This window comes from Pseudoxanthomonas composti, from assembly GCF_004122095.1.
Taxonomy (GTDB): domain Bacteria; phylum Pseudomonadota; class Gammaproteobacteria; order Xanthomonadales; family Xanthomonadaceae; genus Pseudoxanthomonas_A; species Pseudoxanthomonas_A composti.
Genome location: NZ_SAWZ01000013.1, coordinates 64,263 through 86,954, shown reverse-complemented (window position 1 = coordinate 86,954; position 22,692 = coordinate 64,263). Strand labels below are relative to the sequence as shown.

Here is a 22,692-nt window from a genome sequence, read left to right as displayed (position 1 = left end):
CTCCTCGGCCGCGCTGGCGCGCGCGGCCGCCGGCGCGGGCGGGGAGGCGATGTCCGTGGGACGCGGCTCGGGTGCTTGCGGGGCCGGCACCGGCGCTGGCACCACGGCCGGCGGCGCGAACGCAGGCGCAGGTGCCCGGCGCGCCTGCGCCTCGCCCGGCCTGGGGGGCGCCAGCATCCTGGGCGGCGGCACGGGCGGGGCCTCCGCGCCAGCCGCGGGCTCGGTCGGCGGTGCGGCATCGGGCCGTGCGGCGGCGTCCTCTGCGGTGGCGAGCGCCTGCAGCGGCGCCGGTGGGTTCACGGCAGGCGGCGGCGCCTCGCGCACCAACGTCATCTCTGGCCCAGGACGCAGCTGCCAGGCCAGGGTGGTGGCCAGCAGCACCGCGGCGGCGGTGCCGACGCCCAGCGACCAGCGCCTCCGCCTGCGGCCACGGTGATGCGCATCTGCGCGGGTGACCGGCGGGGCGGCGGGCGTGTGCATGGCGGGCGGCGCAGCGGCGTCGCTGGCAGCCGGTATTGCCGCCTTCGTTGCAGGCTGCGCGTCCACTGCCTCGCGCGCCGCGCCGAGGATGGCCGCATCCAGCGCGGTGGAGGGCTGCGCCTGTCCGGCCGCCGCGTCCCGGGCCAGCAGCTCGGCCAGGACGCGCTCTTCCGCGCTCAGCGCGTCTTCCGGTCGCCGGTTCATGTGGCCAGCCTCGCACGCAGCTTGTCCATGGCATACCGCAAGCGCGACTTCACCGTCTCGCGCCCCACGCCTGTGATTTCACCGATTTCCTCCAGGGTCAGATCCTGCTCCAGGCGCAGGGTCAGGACCTCGCGCTGGTCTTGTGGCAGCTCGTCCAGCGCCTGGCGCAAGGCCTGCTGGCGCTGGGCGTCGCTGGCCTGCTGCTCGGGGGTGTGCGGGTCGGGCACGCGCTCGGCGCGTGCGTCGGCATCGGCGGGCGCCGCGGGGCGGTGCTGCAGGGCGCGCCAGTGGTCGGCCAGCCGGTTGTGGGCGATGCGCAGCAGCCAGGTGCCGAAGCTGGCCTCGGGCTTCCAGCTCTGGCGCGCGGCGATCACCCGCTGCCACACGTCCTGGAACAGTTCGTCGGCGACCGCGCCGTTGCGCACCTGCCGCAGCAGGTAGCGATACAGGCGTGTGCGATGGCGGGCATAGAGCATTTCGAACGCGCGCACGTCGCCGCCGGCATAGGCCAGCATCAGCGTCTCGTCTGCGGGGGCGGTGGCATCGTTCACCGGCGGCAGGGTAAGCGTTCGCCTGCGCGACGCATAGCGGCCGGCCGGCACAGCGGTCGTGCCGGCGTGATGGCCGGTCGGCAGGGACCAGGACGTAAGTGAGCTGCAGGGGAGCATGCGGTCATGAACGTGCGGCCGGGGCATCGGGGGTTGCCGGGCGCATTGAGGATCCGGTTCGCACCGAGAGTATTCTCCCGCAATGGCAGAACCAGCAGGACAGCGGGCAGGGATGGGCAGGCACTTGGCGCTCGATCAGACGCAACAGGCATTGTGCGTATCCCCTGGCCAGCGACTGCTGTCGGCGCTGGAGCAGGTGCTGCCTGCGGGAACCGCGCTGGCCGTTGCCTGGCAGGACCCCGTGCTGGGGCGCCATGCCCACGCCAGCCAGGAGGCGAGCGCCGGGCTTGCGCAGCTGGCCGATGACCTGTTGGCCAGCCGCCAGCTGCCGGCCGCCGCGGCGGATGGGTCGATGCTGCATCTGTGGTGCGACGCCCGAGGCGAGGCCTGCATGGCACTGGCCTTGCTGCCGCCACGCGATGCCTTACTGCCGTCTGCGCTGGGCGAGCGCGTGCTGGCCATGGCCGCTAAGCTGTTCGAGTTGGCGCTGGAGCATGACCGCGCCCGTGCGCGTATCGCCTCGCTGGAAAAATCCAAGCAGCTGCAGCAGGCGCTCTACGAGATCGCCGACCTGGCCGGTGCCGATCTGGAGATGCAGGAGATGCTGCGGCGCCTGCATCGGGTGATCGCCACGCTGATGTATGCCGAGAACTGCTATATCGTGGTGTACGACGACCGTAGCCGGACGATGCGCTTCCTGTACTTCGCCGACCAGCAGGACGACTACGTCGCCGACCCGGAACGGGCCTTCGCCGAGGAGGACATGCCCAACAGCATGACCTTCGCACTGCTGCGGCACGGGCAGCCGCTGCGCGGTCCCTCGGAAGTCCTGCGCCAGCAGTTGCGGATCGAGGCCGAAGCCCTGCACGGGCCGGACAGCCTGGACTGGCTGGGTGTGCCGATGCGGCGCGAGGACCGGGTGGTGGGCGCCATCGTCGTGCAGAGCTACGACACCCCGGTCACCTACACCGACGAGGACCGCGCGCTGCTGAGCTACGTGGCCCAGCACATCCTGGTCGCGCTGGAGCGTCGCCAGGCGCACGACGCGCTGGAGCAGCGCATCGCCCAGCGCACGGCCGAGCTGCAACGGGCCAATGCCGAGCTGCAGTCCGAGGTGGTGGAGCGGGTGCGCGCCGAGACGCTGCAGAAGGCGCTGTATCGCATCACCGAACGCTCGGTGACCTGCCCGACGCAGGAGGACTTCTATCGCGAGGTCCACGGCGTGGTCGGCGGGCTGATGAACGCGCGCAACTTCTATATCGCGCTGGTCTCCGAAGACGGGACCACCCTGCATTTCGTGTACTCGGTGGACGAGCGCGACAGCATGCGCGTATCCCGGCCGCTGGGCCGCGGGGTGACCGAGTACGTGATCCGCGATGCCAGGCCGATGCTGGCGTCCTGGGACGAGGTCAAGGCGCTGGTGGCGCGCGGGGAGATCCAGCAGGGCGGCAGCGCGCCGGCGCACAGCTGGCTGGGCGCGCCGCTGTTGAACGGCGAGGACGCTTTCGGCGCGGTGGTCGTGCAGAGCTACTCGCCCGAAGAGAGCTTCACCCCGGACGACCTGGACCTGCTGGTCTTCGTCGCCCACCACCTGGCCAACGGCGTGGCGCGCCAGCGCGGCCAGGCGCGGTTGCGCGAGGCGCACAGCGAGCTGGAGGCGCGCGTGCGGGCGCGCACTTACGAGCTGGCCGAGGCCAACAACGCCCTGCTGCAACAGATCAGCGAACGCATGCGCGCCGAGCAGCGCCTGCTGCACCAGGCCACCCACGACGCGCTCACCGGCCTGCCCAATCGCGCGCACCTGGCCGACAAGCTGACCGCGGCGGTGGAAGCCGCGCGCCTGCGGCCGGAGGCGGCCTTCGCGGTGCTGTTCCTGGACCTGGATCGCTTCAAGGTGGTCAACGACAGCATCGGCCACGCCGCCGGCGATGAGATGCTGATGGAAGTCGCGCGCCGCATCATCGCCACGGCGGACCCGAACGATGTCGTGGCACGGCTGGGGGGCGACGAGTTCGCCATCATCGCCTGGTGCGGCGCGGCGACCGAGCGCGCCAGCGTGCTCGCCGAGCAGCTGCTGGTGCAGTTGGGCCGGCCGATGCAGGTGGCCGGGCGCGAACTGTTCCCGGCGGCCAGCATCGGCATCGCACATTGGCATCGGCGCTACAGCAGCGGCGATGAGCTGCTGCGCGATGCCGATGCGGCCATGTACCGCGCCAAGGCCCAGGGCCGCGACCGCAGCGCGGTGTTCGACCAGGTCATGCGCGAGACCGCCCTGCACAGCCTGGAGCTGGAAGCCGACCTGCGCCGGGCGATCATCCACGATGAGTTCGTCCCGCATTACCAGCCGATCGTGGACATGACCGATGGCCGGGTGATCGGCCACGAGGCGCTGCTGCGCTGGCAGCACGAGCGCCGCGGCCTGCTGGCCCCGGATGCCTTTATCGCCCTGGGCGAGGACAGCGGCCTGATCGAACAGGTGGACTGGCTGATGTACGCGCAGGTGGTGCGACGCCTGGCGCAGCAGCCCAAGGGCTACCTGTCGGTCAATGTCTCGCCCCGGCACTTCAGCTCGGCGGACTTCGCCGAGCGCCTGCTGGACTTGTGCCGCACCCATGGCGCCGACCCGGCGCAGCTGCGCCTGGAGATCACCGAGGTGGCGCTGCTGGACGATGCGCCGCGCACGCTGCGCAGCCTGCGCACGCTGCGCGAGCACGGCGTGCTGGCGCAGCTGGACGATTTCGGCACCGGTTTCTCGGCCTTGTCCTACCTGCACCGCTTTCCGCTGTCGGTGCTCAAGATCGACCGCAGTTTCGTCTCCGGGCTGGATAGCGACCAGCCGGAGAGTTTCGCCCTGGTGCGCGCGATCCTGGCGCTGGCCAACACGCTGGGCATCGAGACCATCGCCGAAGGCGTGGAGACCGAGCACCAGCGGCGCGCGCTGCTGGGGCTGGGCTGCCGACGCGGGCAGGGCTATCTGTTCGGGCGCCCTGCGCCGCAGCTGGTGAACTGAGCCCTCAGGGCTGGCCCAGGCCCGCCACGGGCTCGCCGCGTTCGGGCTCGGCCTGGGTCAGCTGGCGGGCTTGCTGCATCAGTTCGACCATCTCCTGCCGCAGGCCGTAGGGGTCGCTGCCGAGGTGGGCGCGGGCGCTGTCGATGGCCTCGTTCCAATGCCAGCTGCCCAGGTGGGTGCCGCCGCGCAGCAGGTCGGCGTAGGCCGCCACCGACGCGGCGAACTGCAGCTGCCCACTGGCCTGCGGCTTGAGCGAGGACGTCAGGATCGGCGTTTGGATCAGCCTGCTGCGTTGCTGCCCGGGCTGCTTGTAGCGCAGGCGCAGGTGCGCCAGCTCATCGGCCTTGCCAGTGGGTGGCATGCGCCCGGTGACGGCATAGCGGCGCGCCGGCAGCTGCCTGGAGGCCGCGCCCACTGGGGTGATCTCGTACAGCGCGGTGACCTGGTGGCCGGCGCCGATATCGCCGGCATCGACCCGGTCGTTGGCGAAATCCTCCTCGCGCAGCACGCGGTTTTCATAGCCGATCAGGCGGTACTCGGCGACCGCGGCCGGGTTGAACTCGACCTGGATCTTGACGTCGCGGGCGATGGTCAGCAGCGTGGCCTGCATCTGCTCCACCAGGACCTTGCGCGCCTCCTGCAAGGTGTCGATGTAGGCATGATGGCCATCGCCGATGTCGGCCAGCTGCTCGGCCATGGCGTCGTTGTAGTTGCCCTGGCCGAAGCCCAGCGTGCTCAGGGCGATGCCGTGCTGGCGCTGGTCGCTGACCAGCGTCTCCAGGGCCTGCTGGTCGGTGGTGCCGACATTGAAGTCGCCATCGGTGGCCAGGATGACGCGGTTGACCCCGCCGGCGATGAAGGACTGCCGCGCCTGCCGGTAGGCCAGAGCGATGCCTTCGCCGCCGTTGGTGCTGCCGCCGGCTTCCAGGCGATCCAGCGCCGCCAGGATCTGCGCGTGCCGATCGCCCGGCGTGGCCGGCAGGACCAGCCCGGCCGAGCCTGCATAGACCACGATCGAGACCCGGTCCTGCGCGCGCAGCTGGGGCACCAGCTGCGCGAAGGCCTGCTTCAGCAGTGGCAGCTTGTCCGGCGAGGCCATCGAGCCGGAGGTGTCCAGCAGGAACACCAGGTTGGTCGGCGGCAGCGTCGCCTTGGGCACGTCGTACCCCTTGATGCCGACCAAGAGCAGCTGCCGCTGGGCGTCCCAGGGGGCCGGTGCCAGTTCGGTGCTGACCCGGAACGGGGTATCGCGATCGACAGGCGCCGGGTGCTGGTAGTCGAAGTAATTGAGGAATTCCTCGGCGCGCACCGCATCGGCCGGCGGCCGCACACCCTGGCGCAGCATGCGCCGCACGTTGCTGTAACTGCCAGTGTCCACGTCGATGGAGAAGGTCGACACCGGTTGGTCGACGGTGCGATGGACCGGGTTGTCGCTGCGGTGTTCGTAACGCTCGGTATTGGCTGGTTGCGCAGACTCAGGCATCGGCGCCGGCATCACCATGGCCCGCAGCGCCGGCGTGGACATGGCGGCGGGTGCGGCCGGTGGCGGTGGCGGTGGCGGCGCGTAGGCCAAGCTGTCGGTCGGTCGGGCTTCGGCTAACAGGGCCGCGGCTTCGGGTTCGGACTTCGCGGCGCGCTGGGCCGCCGCTGCGTCGCCTGCGGCGACCGGGCTGGTCGGGGTGGACTGGCAACCGGCCAGCAGCAGGGCGCCCAGCGCGCAAGCGAGCGGCAGACGCGGACGGGCAAACGCATGGAAGCAGGCGTGGTGCGAAGGCATGGGCGGGTCTTCCGGTGGTGGACACGGCGTTGAACGTGCCGCCTGCGGAAACGGGGTTGAAACCAGGCCCGAGGGACGCTGGAACTTTTTGCGCGGGCCAGGGTCGCAGCTGCGTCAAGCCACGGGGAACGGTCATGCCGAATCGAATCAGACGTCATGGGGGACGGCTGCTGCTTGGCCTGTCCCTGCTGCTGGCCAGCGGGTACGGCATGGCCACCCACTACAACGCTTCGCGGGTCGGCAAGCCCTTCGGCAACGCCATGGTGCTGGCGCCCAGCGGCCCGGTGCGGGGCGTGGTGGTGCTGATGGGCGATCACACCCGGCGCGATGCCGAGGAGTACCGCCTGGCGCAGGCCATGACCCGGCAGGGGTTGCTGGTGGGCCTGGTCCCGGCATCGGCCTCGCTGGCGGCGGCAACGCGTTGCGACCAGCTGCCGGACGCGGTCGAACGCGTGGCGCGGCGGTTGATGCGACGGGCCGGCGTTGAGGATTACCTGGCGCCGGTGGTCGTGGGCATGGGCACGTCGGGCACGCGCCTGGCCCGCTTGACCGCGGCTGGCGCACAGCCCCATGCGCTCGGCGCAGTATTGTTGGTGGGTGCCGCGCCCGCGCAGTCGCTGGCGCCGACATCCTCCTGTGGCGCCGATGGCGGCATGGGCTGGGCGCAACTGTCTGGCCAGTCGCCGCAGGCCATCGCCACCGAGGTCACCCGGCACCTGCCAGCGCCGGTCCCGCGCTTCCGCGCGCTCCCCCTGGTGGAGTTACGAGCGCCCACCAGCCATCGGCTGGTGATCCTCATGTCCGGGGACGGCGGCTGGCGCTCGCTGGACAGTGGCCTGGCCGCGCGCCTGCGCGCGGACGGCAACTCGGTGCTGGGCTGGGACAGCCTGCGCTACTTCTGGACCCAGCGCTCGCCCGAGGGCGCCAGCGCGGACCTGGCGGCGGTGATCGAGGAGTACCGCCATCGCTGGCACGCGGATGAGGTCGATCTGGTCGGCTACTCCTTCGGGGCCGACGCCATGCCCTTCCTCTACAACCGCCTGCCGCCGGCGCAGCGCCAGGCGGTGGGCTCGCTCAGCCTGCTGGGGCTGGGCCACCATGCCGATTTCCGCGTCACCGTCGGTGGCTGGCTGGGCAAGTCGCAACACAACGCGCCGGCGGTGGCGCCGCAACTGGCGCAGATTCCGTCGCAGCGAGTGCTCTGCGTCTACGGTGCGGAGGAGAAGGACAGCCTGTGCCCCGAGCTTGCCGCATCGGGCATACGCGCCGTGCGCACCGCGGGCGGGCACCATTTCGATGGCGACCTGGCCGCGATGGCGGCGCGCCTGGAAGCCAACTTCGCGCGTAACGGGGCTACTGCACCTTCAGGCTGAGCGTGCCGTCGGCCACGCGCGCCTGCACAAGGTCACCGCTGCTCACTTGCGCGGTCGAGCGCACCACCGCGCCGTTGGCATTGGTGATCAGGGCGTAGCCGCGGGAGACCGTGGCCAGGGGACTGACCGCTTCCAGCGAACGCGCCAGGGCGCGCAGGCGCAGCGCGTCGCGCTGCAGGGCGCGCACCATGGCCGCCTGCGGGCGCGGCTGCAGGGCCAGCAGGCGCTCGCGCAGGCCGGCCAGCCGACGCTGCGGGTCATGCGCGCGCAGCACTGCGGCGGCGTGGCGCAAGCGGCTTTGCGCGCGCTGCAATCGGGCCTGCCAGGCCGCGTCCAGGCGGCGGCGGGCTTCTGCCTGGCGCCGTGTCAGCTGTTCCAGCCGTGCCTGCGGGCGCTGCGCGTTGAGCCGCAGCAGGGCGCGGTCCAGCCGTTGGGCACGCTGCTGGAACTGGCGCTGGGCGTGGTGGTCCAGCCGGCGCTGCTGGGCACGCAGCTGGCCAAGCAGGTCTTGGCGGCTGGGCACCAGCAGCTCGGCGGCCACCGAGGGCGTCGGCGCGCGCACATCGGCGGCGAAGTCGGCCAGGGTGAAGTCGGTCTCGTGGCCCACCGCCGAGACCACCGGCACCGGGCTAGCGGCCACGGCGCGCACCAGGGCCTCGTCGTTGAACGGCCACAGGTCCTCCAGCGAGCCACCGCCGCGGGCGATCACGATGGCGTCGTAGCGCCCGCTGTTGCCGGCCCGGCGCAGCAACGCGGCGATCTGCGCGGCGGCGCTGCCGCCCTGCACCTGGGTCGGCAGCAGCTCGACCTCAACCAGCGGGAAGCGCCGCCCCAGGACGCTGAGGATGTCGCGGATCACCGCGCCGCTGGGCGAGGTGATGACGGCCAGGCGGCGCGGAAAGGCGGGCAGGGCACGCTTGCGGGCCTCGTCGAACAGGCCTTCCTCGGCCAGGCGCGCGCGCAGCGCCTCGAAGGCCCGCCGCAGTGCGCCTTCGCCGGCTTCCTCCATGTGGTCCAGCACCATCTGGTACTCGCCCCGGGCCTCATACAGGGTGACCCGGCCGCGCGCCAGCACCCGCAGGCCCTCGCGCGGAATGAATTTCAGCCAGGTGCTCTTGGGCTTGAACATGGCGCAGCGCACCTGGGCGCGCGCGTCCTTCAGGGTGAAATACAGGTGTCCGGAGGCGGGCTTGGTCACATTGCCCAGCTCGGCCTCGACCCAGATCATCGGGAAGCTGCCTTCCAGCAGGTCCCGGGCCAGGGTGTTCAGCTGGGACGGGGTGAAGATCTCGCGGGCGGGCAGGTCGTTCATCAGGCCACCAGTGTAGCGATGCCCTCTGCTGATGGCCGCAGGCCACCTGGAGCCGAGGCCACCTATTGCCACACCCACAAGGTCTCTCCCCCTGAGGCCGCTTTCACAGCGGGGCTATCGCCGGCTGCAGCGAGGGCGGCAGGCTGACTCGTGCATGGCTGGGATGGGCCGATTGACCCTGTGCGGGCGGGCGTCACCTAGGACGGTCTAAAATGGCGGCCATGAACGCCATGCCCACGCCGTTGCCCACCTCCGAACCCCTGCCCATCGCCGCTGGCGGCCAACCACGGCGCCAGACGCATGGCGTGCAGGTCGGCAAGGTGACCCTGGGGGGAGGTGCGCCGGTGGTGGTGCAGTCCATGACCAATACCGACACCGCCGATGTCGCCAGCAGCGTCAAGCAAGTGGCCGAGCTGTGGCGCGCCGGCTCGGAGATGGTGCGGCTGACGGTCAACAACCCCGAGTCCGCCGCGGCCATCCCGCGCATCGTCGACAAGCTGGCGATGATGGGCATCGAGGTGCCGCTGATCGGCGACTTCCACTACAACGGTCACCAACTCCTGGCCGGCGAACCGGCCTGTGCCGAGGCGCTGGCCAAGTACCGCATCAACCCGGGCAATGTCGGCTTCGGCAAGAAGAAGGACACCCAGTTCGCGCAGCTGATCGAGTTCGCCATCCGCTATGGCAAGCCGGTGCGCATCGGCGCCAACTGGGGTTCGCTGGACCAATCGCTGGCTGCGGCCCTGATGGATGAGAACGCCCAGCGCGCCCAGCCGTGGGACGCCACCGCGGTGCTGCGCGAGGCGTTGATCCGCTCAGCGCTGGATTCGGCGCACCGCGCCGTGGAGATCGGGCTGCCGGCCGACCGTATCGTCCTGTCGGCCAAGGTTTCCGGGGTACAGGAGCTGATCGCGGTGTATCGCGACCTGGCCCGCCGCAGCCAGTTCGCGCTGCACCTGGGCCTGACCGAGGCCGGCATCGGCAGCAAGGGCATCGTGGCCTCCTCCGCTGCGCTGGCGGTGCTGCTGCAGGAGGGCATCGGCGACACCATCCGCATCTCGCTCACGCCCGAGCCTGGGACCTCGCGCACCCAGGAAGTCATCGTCGCCCAGGAGCTGCTGCAGACCACCGGCCTGCGCGCGTTCACGCCCATGGTCACCGCCTGCCCGGGCTGCGGCCGCACCACCTCCGAGTTCTTCCAGGAGCTGGCCAAGGTCGTGCAGGAGCACGTGCGCGGCAAGATGCCCGAATGGAAGATCACCCGCCCCGGCGCCGAGCACATGACCCTGGCGGTGATGGGCTGCGTGGTCAACGGGCCAGGCGAATCGCGCCACGCCAATATCGGCATCTCCCTGCCGGGCACGGGCGAGGCGCCGTCCGCGCCGGTCTTCATCGATGGCGAGAAGGCGGTCACCCTGCGCGGGGAGAACATCGCCCACGAGTTCGTCGCCCTGATCGACCAGTACGTCGACACGCATTACGCGCGCAGTGCCGGCTAAGGCCTTCCGCCCGGGCGTGGCCATCGTCGGCGATGTGCTGCGCCGCATCGGCTGGCGCATGGGGCTGCTGTTCGCGGCCATCCTGATCCCGCTGTGGGGGTTTGCCGAGTTGTCCGACGAGGTGCGCGAGGCCGAGCAGTTCGTCTTCGACGAACCGCTGCTGTTGCGCGCCAGGGCGCTGTCCGGACCCGGGCTGGACCGGTTCTTCGTGTGGATTTCCTGGGCTGGCTACCAGGGAGTGATCGTTTTCGACGTGTTGTTCGTGGTGGTGCTGCTGGCGCTGCGGCGCTGGCGCGAGGCGACCTTCGCGGGGCTGGCCTTTGCCGGTTCGGCGCTGCTCAACATGGGCGCCAAGCAGTTCTTTGGCCGCGAGCGGCCGAGCCTGTGGGATTCCATCGCCCCGGAGCACACCTTCAGCTTTCCCAGTGGCCACGCCATGGGCTCGATAACGCTGATGGCGGTGCTGACCCTGCTGTGCTGGCGCACGCGCTGGCGCTGGCCGGCGCTGCTGGTCTGCGGCGCCTTCGCGCTGGGCGTGGGCGCCTCGCGCATCTACCTGGGCGTGCATTATCCCTCGGACATCCTGGGCGGCTGGACTGCAGGCCTGGCCTGGGTGGTGGGCACCTATGCCGCGGTGTTCAACGGGCCGCGGCGTCCCTGGAAGACCTCGCTGGCCGGTCCGGCCTGAGCTGCGTCACCGCGTTTGCCGCGCCTTGCTTGGAGGCGGGGCTTCATCGGGCCGATGGGTCTGCGCGGGTTCGATCCGTCTCAGGGGCTGCGACGACAACGGGGCACGATACGGGCCTTGGAGGGCCCATGACCCCATTTGTCAGGATGCAGCTAAGGATGTTGCTGCCGTGCTTGCTGCCCCTGCCGCTCGGATTGGCGCTGGCCTGGACGGCGGCCGTGGCGGAAGGCGTGCCGCTGTCGCTGGACCTGTGGGCAGTGCCCGTCGTTGTTCCGCAGATGATCTTCCTCGGCAGCCTGCTGCTGGCTGCACTGTGCCTGGGCGTGCAGACCTGGCGGCTGTGGCGCTGGCTGAGCGGGCGCGGCGCGGTGTGCGAGGGATGCGGCAACATGCTCGGCGCGCGGCAGGGAGGCCAGCCTGGAGATACGCGCCGCTGCCTGAGGTGCTCGCGTGACCCGTGCATCGCACCGTAGGCAGGCGGCGTTCGTCCTGGCGTCGGCTCATGCGGGCGGCAGAACGACAGGATGGCGATGGACGGCACGGCAGGCGCGCTCGCCGCGCTGTGCTCACACCAAGGCCACGGCCTGCCGCGCGCGGCGCCAGGAGCAGGCGCGAATGCAGAAGGACACCGATGCAATGTGCCCTCCTCGATGGCGGGAGGGCGCTCATGCCAACGCGATATGAGCTTCGAAGGTTCGATATCTATTGAAGTCGCGAAGTCCTGACCAGCACGTGCCAGTCGGCGATGACGTTCGCATCAGGCGGTGGCTCGCGTACCAGCAGGGTGACGTCCAGCGGCAGCTTCTCGACGGGGTAGTTCTTTTCGTCGCAATCCCAGGTCAGGACCAGCCACGCTTCGCCCCCGATCTCGATCGCGTCCCCGACGTAGACGACTTCGCGCCCGTCGCCCCGATCAACGTAGATCGCCACGGTGTGGATCTGCATGCGCTACCCCAGTAAGACGCTGCAGTCCATCGCGGCAATCGCCTCACGGTAGCCGTTTCCAATGGAATTCGCTATCGCGGCGAATATTGCGGCGGCGACGGCCTGAGGTTGAGGAGTGAGTGGAGAGGAGTGAGGAGTGAGTGGAGTCAAGGGGTGAGCGGAGTCAAGGAGTGAGCGGAGAGGAGTGAGAAGTGAGTAAAGGCAGGTCGCCAGGCGTCGGCCTTGCCCACACCTCACTCCCCATGCTTTTGCTCACTCCTCACTCCTCCCCACTCACTCCTCGCCAACGCGCATCGCCCGCATCACCGGATCCCGCGCAGCTGCATGCCCAGACCGATCGCGCAGCCCAGCACCAGCAGGGCCGGGAGGAGCAGTGCGGCGAAGCCGATGACATGAAAGCCGGCGGCTCCCACAAGCCCGCCCAGCGAAAAGCCAAGGATGACCAGCAGCCACATCGCCACGCGCTTGCGCGGCAACGGCTGCCCGGTGATGGCCAGCCCGGCGATCAGGCCCAGGTCCGAGAAGAAGCCGGTCAGGTGCGTGGTGCGGATCGCCGAGGCGCTGTAGAACGAGGTCATGGCGTTCTGCAGACCACAGGCGGCCGCGGCCAGGCAGGCGGCCAGGGTGGATCTTTCCTCGAACAACAGGGCCGAACAAGCCAGCAGGCATGCCTCGAGCAGCAGGGCCTGCACATAGCGAGGCGACAGCGCCCGGTCGCGCAGCAGGACCCCGGCAAGGAAGGCGCCCAACACGAAGCACAGCACGACCGCCAGCAGTTGCGCGCCGGCGGTCCATCCCCGCTGATACACCGCCACGGCACCGAGCGAGACGGTACCGGTCATGTGGCTCAAGGCCTGATGGGCAAAGCCCAGGTAGCCGGTCACATTGACCATGCCTGCGGAAAGGGACAGCAGCCCCGTGCCCACCCAGACGCTGCGAGGTACTTCCAGGCCCATACCAGCGTGTGCTCCCAGGCCAGGCAGAGGCGCTCTGGGTCTCTGCAGCCCCTTGCGTTGGACAAGTGCGACGCTGCGATCTTAGCTCGCCTGAACGCGTGCGGGTGCCAGTTTGGGGGATGTCGAAAGGCCAGTGATCGCCACGACAGGGAAGGGGCGCAGTGGCATCGGCCATGCTCGGATACCGCACCGGCCTGCCACGCGGCGAGGCCGGGGAGGGCGGTGCATCGAGGCCGGGAGTCTTTCGCGAAAGTGCGAGCGTGCACACTGCCGTGCCATGGCGATCACGGGCTTTATGGCAATGAATGCTCCTCCATCATGAGGAACTGCGATGTTCATTGCCATGCAGAGCGTGCCCAATCCGGTGGTCGATCCCATGCCGCCGCAGCCCGTGGATCCTGAAACGCCCTCGCCCATCGACCCGGAGCCGGACACGCCGCGCGATCCCACGCCGGACCGCCCCGTCGACCCCGACGTGCCGCCGGTGAAAGACCCGCCTGCGATCGACATGCCTGGCCAGTTGAGCTGATGGCCTCAACCTGCAAATGCGGATCGCGGCTTGTCAGCCGCGATCCGCATTTGCAAGAGGCGGGGTGGGACGATGCGGGATGGCGCGACGGACGCGCCGCGGACGACGCGCGATCGCCGTCCTTTGGCTAGGCGATGAGGGCCAACGGCGCGGTATCCAGGAAGGGTGTCGCGTAGTTTTCCGTCTCATCGGTCCAGACTTCGAAACGCGACAGGTGCGCCGGACCGAAGGTGTTGCTGATGGCCACGTCCGAGGCGTCGCGGCCGGTGGCGAGCAGCACGCGGCCGATGCGCGGGGTGTTGTGGCGAGCATCGAAGGTGTGCCAGGCGCCGTTGAGCCAGACCTCAAACCAGGCTGAGAAATCCATGGGCGCATCGGACTTGGCCACGCCGATATCGCCCAAGTAGCCGGTGCAATAGCGAGCGGGGATATTCATGCAGCGGCACAGGGTCACGGCCAGGTGAGCGAAGTCCCGGCAGACGCCGCGACGGTCTTCGAAGCCCTGCCAGGCACCGCGCTTGCTGTCGGCGTGTTCGTAGCCGAACTGGATGTGCTGATGGACGAAGTCGCAGATGGCCTGCACCCGTGCCCAGCCAGGCGGCGTGTGGGAAAACAGTTCCCAGGCCTTGCACACCAGCCGGTCGGTCTCGCAGTAGCGACTGCCCAGCAGGTACACCAGGACCTCAGCGGGAAGCGCTTCGACCGGGGTGCCGGTCAGCTCGGGCCTGACCGCATCGGGCAGGCCGCTGTCGGAGACGATGAGATCGGAATGGAACGTGGTTTCGCCGGCAGGGGCGACCACGCGGGTGCAGCGGTTGCCGAAGTCGTCGAAGTAGTGCGTCAGCGCGAGCGGCGGCGTGGTGCGATGCGCCAGCTCGGCCACGACGTCCTTGCGACGCGAGGCGTGCACATCAAGCATCAGCATCATGGGCGTGGGCTGGTCGCACACGAAAGAGATGGTGTAACCCAGACGGATGAACATGGCACTTCTCCTGGCAGGAACACTGGATAGCAGGGCAGCGGGGAAAAGCGCGTGAGATCAGTGCTCGCGCCAGGGGTCTTCGGCCAGCAGGGCGACCTGGCTCTTGGGCACGTTGCGGATCATCGGGAAGGCAAAGGGATGATCCACGGCCGCGCGCAGGTGATGCAGATGCTGACGCAGGGCACTGAAGGCATCCACGGAGGCATCGTGTCCCCACAGGTGGTCGACCAGCGCTTCCCGCGACACCGGGCGCGGTGAGGCGCGCATCAGGTGAAGCAGCAGCTGCCTGGCCTTGTCCGGCAGATGGATTTCCTTGCCGGCGCGCCTGATCTGCACCGTCGCCAGGTCGTAGGTCAAATCGCCCACGCTCAGGGTGGAGGGCATGACCCGCATGTCGGCCCTGCGCAACAGGGCGCGGATCCGCGCGAGCAGTTCGCGGGCCTCGAACGGCTTGCACAGATAGTCGTCGGCGCCGGCCTCGAAGCCTTCCAGGCGTCCGTCCAGTTCGCTTTGCGCGGTGAGCATCAGGATCGGGATGGTCACGCGGGCCTGTTCACGCAGCTTGCGGCAGATCTCCAGCCCCGACAACGAGGGCAGGTGCAGGTCCAGGATGATCAGGTCGTAGGTATTGCGAACGCCGAGCGACAGGCCCTGCAGTCCATCTTGCGCCCAGTCGAAGGCGAGCGCGTGGGCTGTGAGAAGTTCGCCGATGGCCAGTCCGACAGCGGCTTCGTCTTCGATGAGGAGAATGCGTGCGGTCATGGGCGTCGCGCGCGCGGCGGTGGCGCGGGGGGTCGTCCTGGAACTTCAAGGTGCGCGAGAATCACAAAGTGCCGTGCCAGGTGTTGTGAAGGAGGTGCGGCGAGTCGCCTACGGTCTCTCGACGCACGGATGTGGCGCCGCGTTGCCAGCTGCGCTGAAGGATCTGCACCCAGTTGCGCTGAAGGATCTACACGGCGACGCGCAGCGCGCACTGCCGCGCGATGGCGCGATGGAGCTGTCGCGGTGTGGCCTGAAAATCGCTCTGACGAACCGCGTCCACCTCGAGCATCGAGGCTGCGCATTCCGCAGCTCACGGCAAAATGGCCCAGGCGCGCTCGCGCACCCAGACCACTCATGCGCTCACGCGCTGCCGCATCCCGTGCCAGAAATCCGCAGGCGTACCGAAGTACCGCGCGAGCCGATCGCAAAGTGCATCGGAGGCATCCTGGCCGTCGAGCACCGCGTTGACATCGGCGGGCGAGGCGTCGATCTCATCGGCCAACTGCGAGGGCGTCAGGCACAGCGGGACCAGATAGTCGTGCAGGAGAACGAAGCCCGGCGTCGGACCCCGGAGCGGATGACGGTGAGACATGCGTGGCCCCCTGTCCGGCCTTGTTGCGATGCAGCTCAGCCTGATGTGAAGAACGTGACATCGGCATGAAACGCGGTCACTTTCGCGTCTTCGGCCGGGCGGCGCGCCTGCGCGCGTGTTGCACGACCAAGGCGGCCCCGCCAACGGCGATGGCGTCTTCCACCAGGCCCGTCCCCTTTTGCCCGAAACGCGCCATGGCGCGTTTGCGCAGGTCCAGCGTGAGATAGGCGGCGCCCACGGCCGCGCTGGCACCGAGCACGGCACCGAGACTGAGCTGGCGACGAGGCGCCAGGGCTGCGCCGACCAGGGCGCCGGTGGCAACACGTGCGAACAGGCCGGCGACGACGGTGCGATCGGGCGCCGATTCCATCTTGTCGCCGGCCAGCTCGCCGCCGGCCAGGGCCAGCATGCCAGCCGAGGCCAGCTTGTTCTGCAGCAGGCGCGGCGCGCCGTTGTCGGCAGGCAGGTTGCCGGTGCGGGCCGCATGGGTCACCGCGGCCAAGGGCGTCACCGCGCGCATCCCCGCGATCGCGCCCATCAGGATCGAATGCATCAGTGCCATGTCGTCATGCGCCTCGCAGCCTTGGATGGACGCAGGCTAGGGCGCGCGGCGTTTGTGACACGACAAGACGCGGCCGAGCGCGTAGCCGCCATCGGATGCAGGTGTTGCGCGGCGAGAGGAACCGGGAGTCCTGCCACGCTGCCGACGGGGTAGCGCTGGAGGCCGGCCCGCATCGTGGCGCGCCCGCCGCGCTAATGCCGGATGTGTGCGCTGCGGGCCGGCCGTGCGCCAGGGCGAGCGCATCAGGACGGCATGCCAGGCGCGGTGACTCACTCGGCCTTCACCGCCTGCGGCGTCACCGAAATCTGTTGCGGGGGCAGCCCCGCTTCGATGCCCGCCTGCCGCAGCGCCTTGAGCACGGCCAGCAGCAGGCGGCTCCTCGCGCCATAGGCATCGCGCGGCGAGGCCACGTGCACGAAGGTATTGAGCACGGCGGCGCCGGCGTCGATCTTATCCAGGAACACCGCCGGCGCCGGCACCTCCAGCACCGCCTGGTCCTGGGCATAGACCTCCTTGACGATCTCGATGGCCCGGTCCAGGTCGGCCTTCACGTCCACCGAGAACATCAGCTGCGCCCGTCCGCGCGCGCCGTGCGGGGTCATGTTCTGGACCACCTTGGTGATCAGCTCGGAGTTGGGCACGATCAGGGTGGAGTGATCGCCGACCAGGATTTCCGTGGAGCGCACGTTGATGCGCTTGATGTCGCCTTCCATGCCGCCCAGCTTGACCCAGTCGCCGATCTTCACCGGTCGTTCCACCAGCAGGATCAGCCCCGACACGAAGTTCTGGGTGATGGCCTGCAGGCCGAAGCCGATGCCCACCGACAGGGCGCTGGCCAGGATGGCCACCTTCTCCATGCCGATGCCGAAAGCGGTCAGGCCCCACAGGGCAGCCAGGGCCAGGCCCAGGTAGTGGACGATGCGCTCCACCGAAGACCGCGCGTCGGGCTGCAGGCTGGTGGTGGGCAGGTAGCTGGTGACCATCCACCAGCGGATCAGCTTGAACACCGCCACGACCACGGCCACGGCCAGGGCCGCGCGCAGCACGGCCAGGGCGGACACGCTGACCCCGCCGACCTGGAAGCCTTTGGCCAACAGCGCGAACCCTTCCAGCACCGAGGTGAAGCCCGCGCCGAAAGGCACCAGCAGCGCGCCGCAGGCCAGCGCCAGGATCAGCAGCCGCAACACGGCCGAGAGCAGCACGGCGATCTGTTCGAGCACCTTGCTGCCGCTGGCGTAGTGCGCCCGCGCCTTCCAGGCCGCGCCCACATGCAGGCACAGCGCGTCGACGAAGCGCATCAGCAGCCAGGCCGCGCCGATCACCACCAGCGTCCAGTAGCTCCAGGTGCTCAGCTGCTCGCTCAGGTTGATGTAGCCCAACGTCAGGGCCACGGCCAGGGCACCGACGAACAGCCAGGACAGGGTCAGCACCACGCCGAGGACGGCAAAGCGGGCATGGCGTTCGGCAGGGGCGGTGGCCATGGCCACCGCGCGCAGCCGGGAGGCCTGGGACAGCGCCAGGGCCAGGAACACCAGCGCGACCAGCGCCTCGACGGCGTGCAGCGCCGCCTGCGAGGCCTGCCCCAGCATCAGCCGCTGCTCCAGGGCCATGCACGCGGCGATGAAGGCCATGCCCAGGGCCAGGTATCGCACCGCGCGCCGGGCCGCCTGCCCGCCAACGGACGCGGGCGAGGGCGAGGGCGAGGGCGTGGCCGGCTGCAGCGGGATCGCCAGCGACAGGCCCAGGCTGCCCAGCATCAGATAGGTGGCCACGGCGATGCTGGCGGTGAGGACGGCCGCCAGGGTCAAGCTGTCCAGCGGCCACTGCTGCACGGCCAGCCGCAGCAGCCACAGGCAGCCCCACACCAGGGCGAAGGTGGTCAGCGTGCGCGCCAGGGCATAGGTGGACAGCACGAAGGCCGAGTACTGCGTGCTCTTGCGCCGGGCGATGGCGGTGATGCCGCGGATCAGCGTCCTGCGCACGGGAATCAACAGCACCAGGCATAGCAGCGCCCAGGCGCCCAGACCCAGCGCCTGCACCGCAGGCGTGGCCGGAGGCGCCCGCGACGGCAACGCCTGGGCCCGTGCGAGCTCCCTGGGCAGCGCCTGGCCGGCCTCGGCCCACAGGTCCAGGCCGAAGGGCGAGGCGTCCCGGGCCGCAAGCTCGCGGCCCATGGTCTGGGCGCGTGCGAAATTGAGTTTGGCGGTCAGCTGCTGGGCATCGAGCTCGGCCAGCTTGGCGCGTTGCACGATGGCCTCGGCCGCGGCCAGGTCGCGCTCCATGCGCCGGGCATCGCTTCTGAGCGAGGGATCGTTGGACTGCGCGGCGTTCTCACCCAGCAGGGCGATCCGCTCCTTGAGCGCGGCGATGGGCGCGGCCTGGGCCGACGCCAGTGCGGCAGCGTCGTTCTGCAGGCGATTGGTCTCACCCAGGGCCTCATCTGCCTGCTTGGGCTCCAGCGGCTTGTCCGCCTGCCGGGTCAGGGTGTCGAGCGCCTTTTCGATCTGATCGATGGTGGGTGGGAGCTGCGCAGGCGCCTGGGCCGACAGCGACGGAACGACGGTGATGGCAAGGATCAACAGGAAGGCGCCCAGGGCCCCCGGCAGTCGGCGGCGACGCGGGGCGGGCGGTGCGGCAAGGAAATCGTTCATGGCAAAGGGCTTGGAATCTTTGGCGAGCGTAGCAAGTTGCGCCAGGCCGGGCAGCGGGCCGGCCAGCCCGCGCAATAAGTGCGCGGGGGCTCGAGTCCCCGGAATGTCAGCGGGAGGCGGGCCATGCCGTGCTTCTGCCGACGTCTGGGCAATCTGGTCGGGCCTGGAGAAAAGAGCGATGCGCGGGTGTTAAACCTGGTTGAGCATTGCGGGATTTCGTCGCCGCCGCGCGGTAACGCGGCCTGGAACATCGTGGCCGCACCTACCCGTCGGAGCATCGACATGGCAACGGCCACTCCCAAGCGCGACATCCTCAGGACCCTTCGCAGCGAGCACGATGAACTGCGCGCGCTGTTCGACCAGATCAACGACACCACCGACCGCGCCAAGAAAACCCGCACCGAGCTGCTTGGCAGGATCGAAGGCGGGCTGCTCCCCCACGCCAAGTGGGAAGAAGACGTGTTCTATCCGGCGCTGCGCGAGCGGGCCGATCGCGATGGTAAGAAGGCCATCGCCGAAGCCTACCTCGAGCACCATGCGGTCGAGTCGGTGGTGATGCCAGAGGTGAAAGCCAGTGCTGCGGACACGCCGGAATTCGCCGGCGCGGCCAAGGTCTTCGGCGAACAGATCGATCACCATGCCTCCGAAGAGGAAAGCACCGTGTTCAAACTGGCCCGCGAGCTATTTACGCCGGCCGAGCTCGCCGAATTCGACGAGGCCTACGAGGCCTGGAAGGACTCGGCCAGTGGCACGCTCGCCGTGGGCGCCGAAAAGCTGAAGGGCACGGTCAAGACCGCAGGCAGGGCCCTTGCCTGAAGGAGGTAGCGCATGATCAACAAACAGAAATCGAAGGAAGAGCGGACGCACGACGAGGCTTTGGAAGAGACCTTTCCTGCCAGCGATCCGATTTCGCCGTTCGTGCCGGCGGTCAGGCCCGAGGGAGAGGAGCATGATGATCCGGATGCGCATGAGCACTCCCGGAGCGAAGAATAGGTAAGGGAATCGCAAAGATGCCGGGTCGGCCATGGGGAGTTCGCAGTCGCGGCAGACGCGGCGCGGACTTCTTATTCGCTTGCTGTGGTGAGGTTTCGTAGTGGAGTGTCTCCAAGTCACCGAAATCCTGGTTCCCTGAGGGGTGTCTTGTGAGACTCGTGAGAGTTCCAAGACCCCTGAGAGTGTCTTGTGGAAGCGGCTTCAGCCGCGAAGGGCTTTCCCGCTGAAGTCCCTTCGCGGCTAAAGCCGCTCCCACACTGCAACTGCATTGCATCGCGCTGCTGACATGCAGTCTCGGTTGCCGAGACCGGCATGAGGCAGTCTGAAGGGCGGAGGATCGATGGACCTGATCGATAGCCCTTTCTATACCTATGTTTTTCCCTGCGTCGTGGAAGACCTCTGCAAAGTGGGATTCACCGCCGACCCGCTCGCGCGAATCGCCCAGTTCCATCCGCGCTGGTTCGAGTTCTTCGACCTGGACGTGGGGCTGCTGGTCGGGGCAGAGCGGCAACGCGACGCGCGCGACCTGGAGCTGTTGCTCAGACGGCCGTTGAAGGCCCACCGCGCGCCAATGCCCATGACGATCACGATCGGGGCCGGCGGCCAGACCGAATGGCTCAGGGGTGCCGGAGCCGCGCTGTTCGAGGCAGTGACCGAGCTGTCCGCGCAGGGGTATCAGGTGCAGCGCCTGCGTCCCTGGATGGGCGCGGCGCTGGAGCGCAGGGCAGCCCTGCTGTACGAATGGGCACAGGCGGGCCTGGATGCTGGCGCGTTCGGCGATAGCGACCACGCGCCGTCGAACGCGGTGATCGATACGCTCGACGCCTATCGAGCGCTTGGGTTGCCTGTCGCGGACCTGGTTCCGGAGGCCGCATTCGCCGCGTACTGCAAGCAGGTCGGACTCGCATGAGGGCTCATGGCCCGCGCCGTGCTCGGCACCCCTTTCTTCGATGACCGGAACGAGTACGAGTGAAATTCAACATCCTCGCAACCGCGCCGCTCGTGAAGTGGATCCTACGGTCGCGGCGGTCGACCCACGGACCCGTTGGGAAACTGCATCAGCGTTGCCCGTCCAGCACCTCGCGCCCCTTGTGGGTCAACCCGATGTCGGAATCCTCAGCCTGCTGTGCATAGCCCTGGCTGACCGCCCAGGTGGCCTTGTCGCCGACCACGCGCTCGCCACGGTCGATGGCCTCCAGGATGCCGCGCTGCTCGGCGTCTAGGCCGTCGGCGGCGGTATCGCCAGTGGCCGAAGCCAGCGTTCCGGTGGCGCTGTCGGGTCCCACCAGGGGAGCACGATTCCTGCCCAGCCGTGCGCCTTCCTGCACCTGGGGGTCGTTGCGGCCGTCCTCGATATGCTTACCGGGCTGCTCGCCGACCGCCGTGTCGCGGTCTGGGCCTGGTGCCGATTGCTTGCTGATCATGTGCGTCTCCGCCGGGTGCGATTGCTCAAGGTAGACGCCCACGCCTTAAGACGCTGCGAGCGCGCGGCCGGGAGACGCTCACAGGTCAGGGATTCACATGGCGCTGCAAACGGCCTGTCGCGCCTGGCGCGTCCGGCGGCCAGGTCCCCATTCACCAGCAGGGGCCCGCGGCATGCAATCGACAGCTGCGCAGGGCACGCAGCAGCCCCGCTGGGCCGGGCCTCAGGCTGTCTCCGGCGCTTCGCTCATCGCCTCGCCGATCTGGTGAGCCAGTGCCCGCACCTGCACGATCATCTCGCCGCTGAGTGGGGTTGGCTCCGGATCCAGCGCGCACAGGGTCCCGAAGAACGCGCCGTCGCGCAGCTCGATCGGCACCGACAGATGGCTCTCGAATCCGTACAGCTTGGGCAGCGGATGGGCGGCATAGTGCGCATCGGTGCTGGCATGGCTGAAGACCACCGGTTCGCCGCGTTGACGGACCTCATTGCAGAGGGTCTTTTCCACGATCATGTCCTGCCCGGGCATCAGGCCGAAACGGGCGCGGTCCAGCACCGCCAGGGCGGTCCAGCGTTGTTCGGTCACCCGGGCCACTGCCGCAAAGCGCAGGCCGGTCAGGCCCAGCACGTCTTCGAGCATCCTTCCGATCTCCGGATGGCGACCAACCTGCTCGACCTCGATCTCACGGATATCGCGGGCCTTGGCCGGACGCTTGGCCGCGGCCTGCTGAGGGGTCGCCTGCGTGGCGCGCTCGTGCTCCAGCCACGCGGTCACGCGCCTGACCAGGGCCTGCAGATCCGGGGGCGTCATCTTCAGGCTCGCCATCGTGCCGCAGACCTGGATACTGCTGCCGCTCAATGAGAGCTGGCTGACGCCCGAGTCGGTGGCCAGCGACTTGGAGAGCGCTTCAAAGGCGCGCTTCCAGGCATCGCTGGGCCGGCGATCCAGCAGCACCGTCATCACCTGCTGCGAGTGCGGCGGCGTGTCGGTGGCCGACATGCCAAAGCCGATGATGCGTGGATCGTCCATGCTGCCGGACCTGGAAACCTGCGTCATTGCCTTCTCCCCCCGTACTGATGTCTGCGATGGCCGTGCCGGTCCGGCGCGCCTGCGGGCGCGCGCCTGCGCGCAGCGGCCAAGGTCGATTTCACCGCCCGTCAAGGCGTGGTGCCGCAGCTTGATCGAGGAACTTCATCGCTGGCAACCGCGCGCCATCCCACTTGCGACAGGGTTCACGCTGCTGTGGGCCGATGCCCGTAAGCGGATGCCGGGCGACCTGCGATGGCCC

21 protein-coding genes and 1 pseudogene are annotated in these 22,692 nt (G+C 69.2%); 9 read left to right on the top strand and 13 right to left on the bottom strand.

The genetic code is table 11. The annotated features are described in order from the left end of the window. Positions 1-684, bottom strand: a pseudogene (locus tag EPA99_RS17665) (hypothetical protein); the annotation flags it as partial. Next, positions 681-1,235, bottom strand: coding sequence for an RNA polymerase sigma factor (locus EPA99_RS17660; RefSeq protein WP_277751654.1), 555 nt, complete (start codon positions 1,233-1,235; stop codon positions 681-683). The gene EPA99_RS17660 and the pseudogene EPA99_RS17665, both read right to left, overlap by 4 nt. Before the next feature lie 229 nt (positions 1,236-1,464). Between EPA99_RS17660 and EPA99_RS17655 the strand changes: the two genes are divergently transcribed. Further along, the gene (locus EPA99_RS17655) at positions 1,465-4,362 is read left to right on the top strand and encodes an EAL domain-containing protein (RefSeq protein ID WP_129472571.1); all 2,898 of its coding nucleotides are present in this window, start codon (positions 1,465-1,467) and stop codon (positions 4,360-4,362) included. 4 nt (positions 4,363-4,366) lie between these two features. Here EPA99_RS17655 and EPA99_RS17650 read toward each other — a convergent pair whose 3' ends face one another. Next, entirely contained in the window at positions 4,367-6,139 is a 1,773-nt protein-coding gene (locus EPA99_RS17650) for a vWA domain-containing protein (RefSeq protein ID WP_129472570.1), read from the bottom strand. 134 nt (positions 6,140-6,273) lie between these two features. On the opposite strand from EPA99_RS17650, the gene EPA99_RS17645 reads away from it, so the two are divergent. Continuing rightward, positions 6,274-7,512, top strand: a complete 1,239-nt coding sequence (locus EPA99_RS17645) for an AcvB/VirJ family lysyl-phosphatidylglycerol hydrolase (RefSeq protein WP_129472569.1) — start codon at positions 6,274-6,276, stop codon at positions 7,510-7,512. Here EPA99_RS17645 and xseA read toward each other — a convergent pair. After that, positions 7,493-8,824, bottom strand: a complete 1,332-nt coding sequence (xseA, locus tag EPA99_RS17640) for an exodeoxyribonuclease VII large subunit (RefSeq protein ID WP_129472568.1) — start codon at positions 8,822-8,824, stop codon at positions 7,493-7,495. The two genes, EPA99_RS17645 and xseA, sit on opposite strands and share 20 nt — an antisense overlap. Before the next feature lie 230 nt (positions 8,825-9,054). On the opposite strand from xseA, the gene ispG reads away from it, so the two are divergent. The 3 genes from ispG to EPA99_RS17625 all read left to right on the top strand — a co-directional run bounded on the left by ispG (position 9,055) and on the right by EPA99_RS17625 (position 11,484). Beyond that, complete coding sequence (ispG, locus tag EPA99_RS17635) at positions 9,055-10,323, top strand: flavodoxin-dependent (E)-4-hydroxy-3-methylbut-2-enyl-diphosphate synthase (protein ID WP_129472580.1); 1,269 nt, start codon at positions 9,055-9,057, stop codon at positions 10,321-10,323. Further along, a complete protein-coding gene (locus tag EPA99_RS17630) occupies positions 10,313-11,011 on the top strand; it encodes a phosphatase PAP2 family protein (RefSeq protein ID WP_425479240.1) in 699 nt (232 codons plus the stop codon). Before ispG ends, EPA99_RS17630 begins: the two co-directional genes overlap by 11 nt. A gap of 158 nt (positions 11,012-11,169) precedes the next feature. Beyond that, the gene (locus tag EPA99_RS17625; protein ID WP_129472567.1) at positions 11,170-11,484 is read left to right on the top strand and encodes a hypothetical protein; all 315 of its coding nucleotides are present in this window, start codon (positions 11,170-11,172) and stop codon (positions 11,482-11,484) included. A gap of 229 nt (positions 11,485-11,713) precedes the next feature. On the opposite strand, the gene EPA99_RS17620 is transcribed toward EPA99_RS17625, so the two are convergent. Together EPA99_RS17620 and EPA99_RS17615 are read right to left on the bottom strand one after the other, a co-directional pair. Continuing rightward, positions 11,714-11,956, bottom strand: a complete 243-nt coding sequence (locus tag EPA99_RS17620) for a hypothetical protein (protein WP_129472566.1) — start codon at positions 11,954-11,956, stop codon at positions 11,714-11,716. Positions 11,957-12,258: 302 nt separating this feature from the next. Then, entirely contained in the window at positions 12,259-12,912 is a 654-nt protein-coding gene (locus EPA99_RS17615; protein ID WP_129472565.1) for a YoaK family protein, read from the bottom strand. A gap of 331 nt (positions 12,913-13,243) precedes the next feature. On the opposite strand from EPA99_RS17615, the gene EPA99_RS17610 reads away from it, so the two are divergent. Further along, positions 13,244-13,441 (top strand): hypothetical protein, encoded by a 198-nt coding sequence (locus EPA99_RS17610; protein WP_129472564.1) that lies wholly within the window; start codon positions 13,244-13,246, stop codon positions 13,439-13,441. Positions 13,442-13,568: 127 nt separating this feature from the next. Here the strand turns inward: EPA99_RS17610 and EPA99_RS17605 are convergent, their stop codons facing one another. The 5 genes from EPA99_RS17605 to EPA99_RS17585 form a co-directional block, all read right to left on the bottom strand. Then, entirely contained in the window at positions 13,569-14,423 is an 855-nt protein-coding gene (locus tag EPA99_RS17605) for a transglutaminase-like domain-containing protein (protein ID WP_129472563.1), read from the bottom strand. Positions 14,424-14,480: 57 nt separating this feature from the next. Continuing rightward, positions 14,481-15,185: a response regulator transcription factor gene (locus tag EPA99_RS17600; protein ID WP_129472562.1), complete on the bottom strand. Its 705-nt coding sequence runs from the start codon at positions 15,183-15,185 to the stop codon at positions 14,481-14,483. 352 nt (positions 15,186-15,537) lie between these two features. Then, a complete protein-coding gene (locus EPA99_RS17595; protein WP_129472561.1) occupies positions 15,538-15,777 on the bottom strand; it encodes a helix-turn-helix transcriptional regulator in 240 nt (79 codons plus the stop codon). Between the two features lie 76 nt (positions 15,778-15,853). Further along, positions 15,854-16,339, bottom strand: coding sequence for a DUF4126 family protein (locus EPA99_RS17590; RefSeq protein WP_129472560.1), 486 nt, complete (start codon positions 16,337-16,339; stop codon positions 15,854-15,856). Positions 16,340-16,608: 269 nt separating this feature from the next. Then, positions 16,609-18,990 carry a mechanosensitive ion channel domain-containing protein gene (locus EPA99_RS17585; RefSeq protein WP_129472559.1) on the bottom strand — a complete coding sequence of 794 codons (2,382 nt, stop codon included), beginning with the start codon at positions 18,988-18,990 and terminating at the stop codon, positions 16,609-16,611. Positions 18,991-19,113: 123 nt separating this feature from the next. Here EPA99_RS17585 and EPA99_RS17580 point away from each other — a divergent pair, with 123 nt between their 5' ends. The 3 genes from EPA99_RS17580 (at position 19,114) to EPA99_RS17575 (ending at position 20,893) form a co-directional block, all read left to right on the top strand. Continuing rightward, entirely contained in the window at positions 19,114-19,806 is a 693-nt protein-coding gene (locus EPA99_RS17580) for a hemerythrin domain-containing protein (RefSeq protein WP_241688451.1), read from the top strand. 12 nt (positions 19,807-19,818) lie between these two features. Continuing rightward, on the top strand, positions 19,819-19,983 hold the full coding sequence (locus EPA99_RS18790) for a hypothetical protein (RefSeq protein WP_164978698.1): 165 nt from the start codon (positions 19,819-19,821) through the stop codon (positions 19,981-19,983). A gap of 340 nt (positions 19,984-20,323) precedes the next feature. Beyond that, complete coding sequence (locus tag EPA99_RS17575; RefSeq protein ID WP_129472558.1) at positions 20,324-20,893, top strand: GIY-YIG nuclease family protein; 570 nt, start codon at positions 20,324-20,326, stop codon at positions 20,891-20,893. A 148-nt stretch (positions 20,894-21,041) separates the two neighbouring features. On the opposite strand, the gene EPA99_RS19030 is transcribed toward EPA99_RS17575, so the two are convergent. Beyond that, positions 21,042-21,407 carry a hypothetical protein gene (locus EPA99_RS19030; protein ID WP_241688455.1) on the bottom strand — a complete coding sequence of 122 codons (366 nt, stop codon included), beginning with the start codon at positions 21,405-21,407 and terminating at the stop codon, positions 21,042-21,044. Between the two features lie 222 nt (positions 21,408-21,629). Beyond that, entirely contained in the window at positions 21,630-22,460 is an 831-nt protein-coding gene (locus EPA99_RS18845; protein ID WP_206733800.1) for a GAF domain-containing protein, read from the bottom strand. Between the last annotated feature and the right edge of the window lie 232 nt (positions 22,461-22,692).

Excerpts from the sequence above, each read along its gene's own strand:
- EPA99_RS17650 (WP_129472570.1), bottom strand. The coding sequence starts at position 6,139 with ATGCCTTCGCACCACGCCTGCTTCCATGCGTTTGCCCGTCCGCGTCTG.
- EPA99_RS17645 (WP_129472569.1), top strand. The coding sequence starts at position 6,274 with ATGCCGAATCGAATCAGACGTCATGGGGGACGGCTGCTGCTTGGCCTG.
- EPA99_RS17585 (WP_129472559.1), bottom strand. The coding sequence starts at position 18,990 with ATGAACGATTTCCTTGCCGCACCGCCCGCCCCGCGTCGCCGCCGACTG.
- EPA99_RS17600 (WP_129472562.1), bottom strand. The coding sequence starts at position 15,185 with ATGACCGCACGCATTCTCCTCATCGAAGACGAAGCCGCTGTCGGACTG.
- EPA99_RS17615 (WP_129472565.1), bottom strand. The coding sequence starts at position 12,912 with ATGGGCCTGGAAGTACCTCGCAGCGTCTGGGTGGGCACGGGGCTGCTG.
- EPA99_RS17590 (WP_129472560.1), bottom strand. The coding sequence starts at position 16,339 with ATGGCACTGATGCATTCGATCCTGATGGGCGCGATCGCGGGGATGCGC.
- EPA99_RS17655 (WP_129472571.1), top strand. The coding sequence starts at position 1,465 with ATGGGCAGGCACTTGGCGCTCGATCAGACGCAACAGGCATTGTGCGTA.
- EPA99_RS18845 (WP_206733800.1), bottom strand. The coding sequence starts at position 22,460 with ATGACGCAGGTTTCCAGGTCCGGCAGCATGGACGATCCACGCATCATC.
- EPA99_RS17610 (WP_129472564.1), top strand. The coding sequence starts at position 13,244 with ATGTTCATTGCCATGCAGAGCGTGCCCAATCCGGTGGTCGATCCCATG.
- EPA99_RS17595 (WP_129472561.1), bottom strand. The coding sequence starts at position 15,777 with ATGTCTCACCGTCATCCGCTCCGGGGTCCGACGCCGGGCTTCGTTCTC.
- EPA99_RS17625 (WP_129472567.1), top strand. The coding sequence starts at position 11,170 with ATGTTGCTGCCGTGCTTGCTGCCCCTGCCGCTCGGATTGGCGCTGGCC.
- EPA99_RS17580 (WP_241688451.1), top strand. The coding sequence starts at position 19,114 with ATGCCGTGCTTCTGCCGACGTCTGGGCAATCTGGTCGGGCCTGGAGAA.
- EPA99_RS18790 (WP_164978698.1), top strand. The coding sequence starts at position 19,819 with ATGATCAACAAACAGAAATCGAAGGAAGAGCGGACGCACGACGAGGCT.
- EPA99_RS17620 (WP_129472566.1), bottom strand. The coding sequence starts at position 11,956 with ATGCAGATCCACACCGTGGCGATCTACGTTGATCGGGGCGACGGGCGC.
- EPA99_RS17605 (WP_129472563.1), bottom strand. The coding sequence starts at position 14,423 with ATGTTCATCCGTCTGGGTTACACCATCTCTTTCGTGTGCGACCAGCCC.
- xseA (WP_129472568.1), bottom strand. The coding sequence starts at position 8,824 with ATGAACGACCTGCCCGCCCGCGAGATCTTCACCCCGTCCCAGCTGAAC.
- EPA99_RS19030 (WP_241688455.1), bottom strand. The coding sequence starts at position 21,407 with ATGATCAGCAAGCAATCGGCACCAGGCCCAGACCGCGACACGGCGGTC.
- ispG (WP_129472580.1), top strand. The coding sequence starts at position 9,055 with ATGCCCACGCCGTTGCCCACCTCCGAACCCCTGCCCATCGCCGCTGGC.
- EPA99_RS17575 (WP_129472558.1), top strand. The coding sequence starts at position 20,324 with ATGGACCTGATCGATAGCCCTTTCTATACCTATGTTTTTCCCTGCGTC.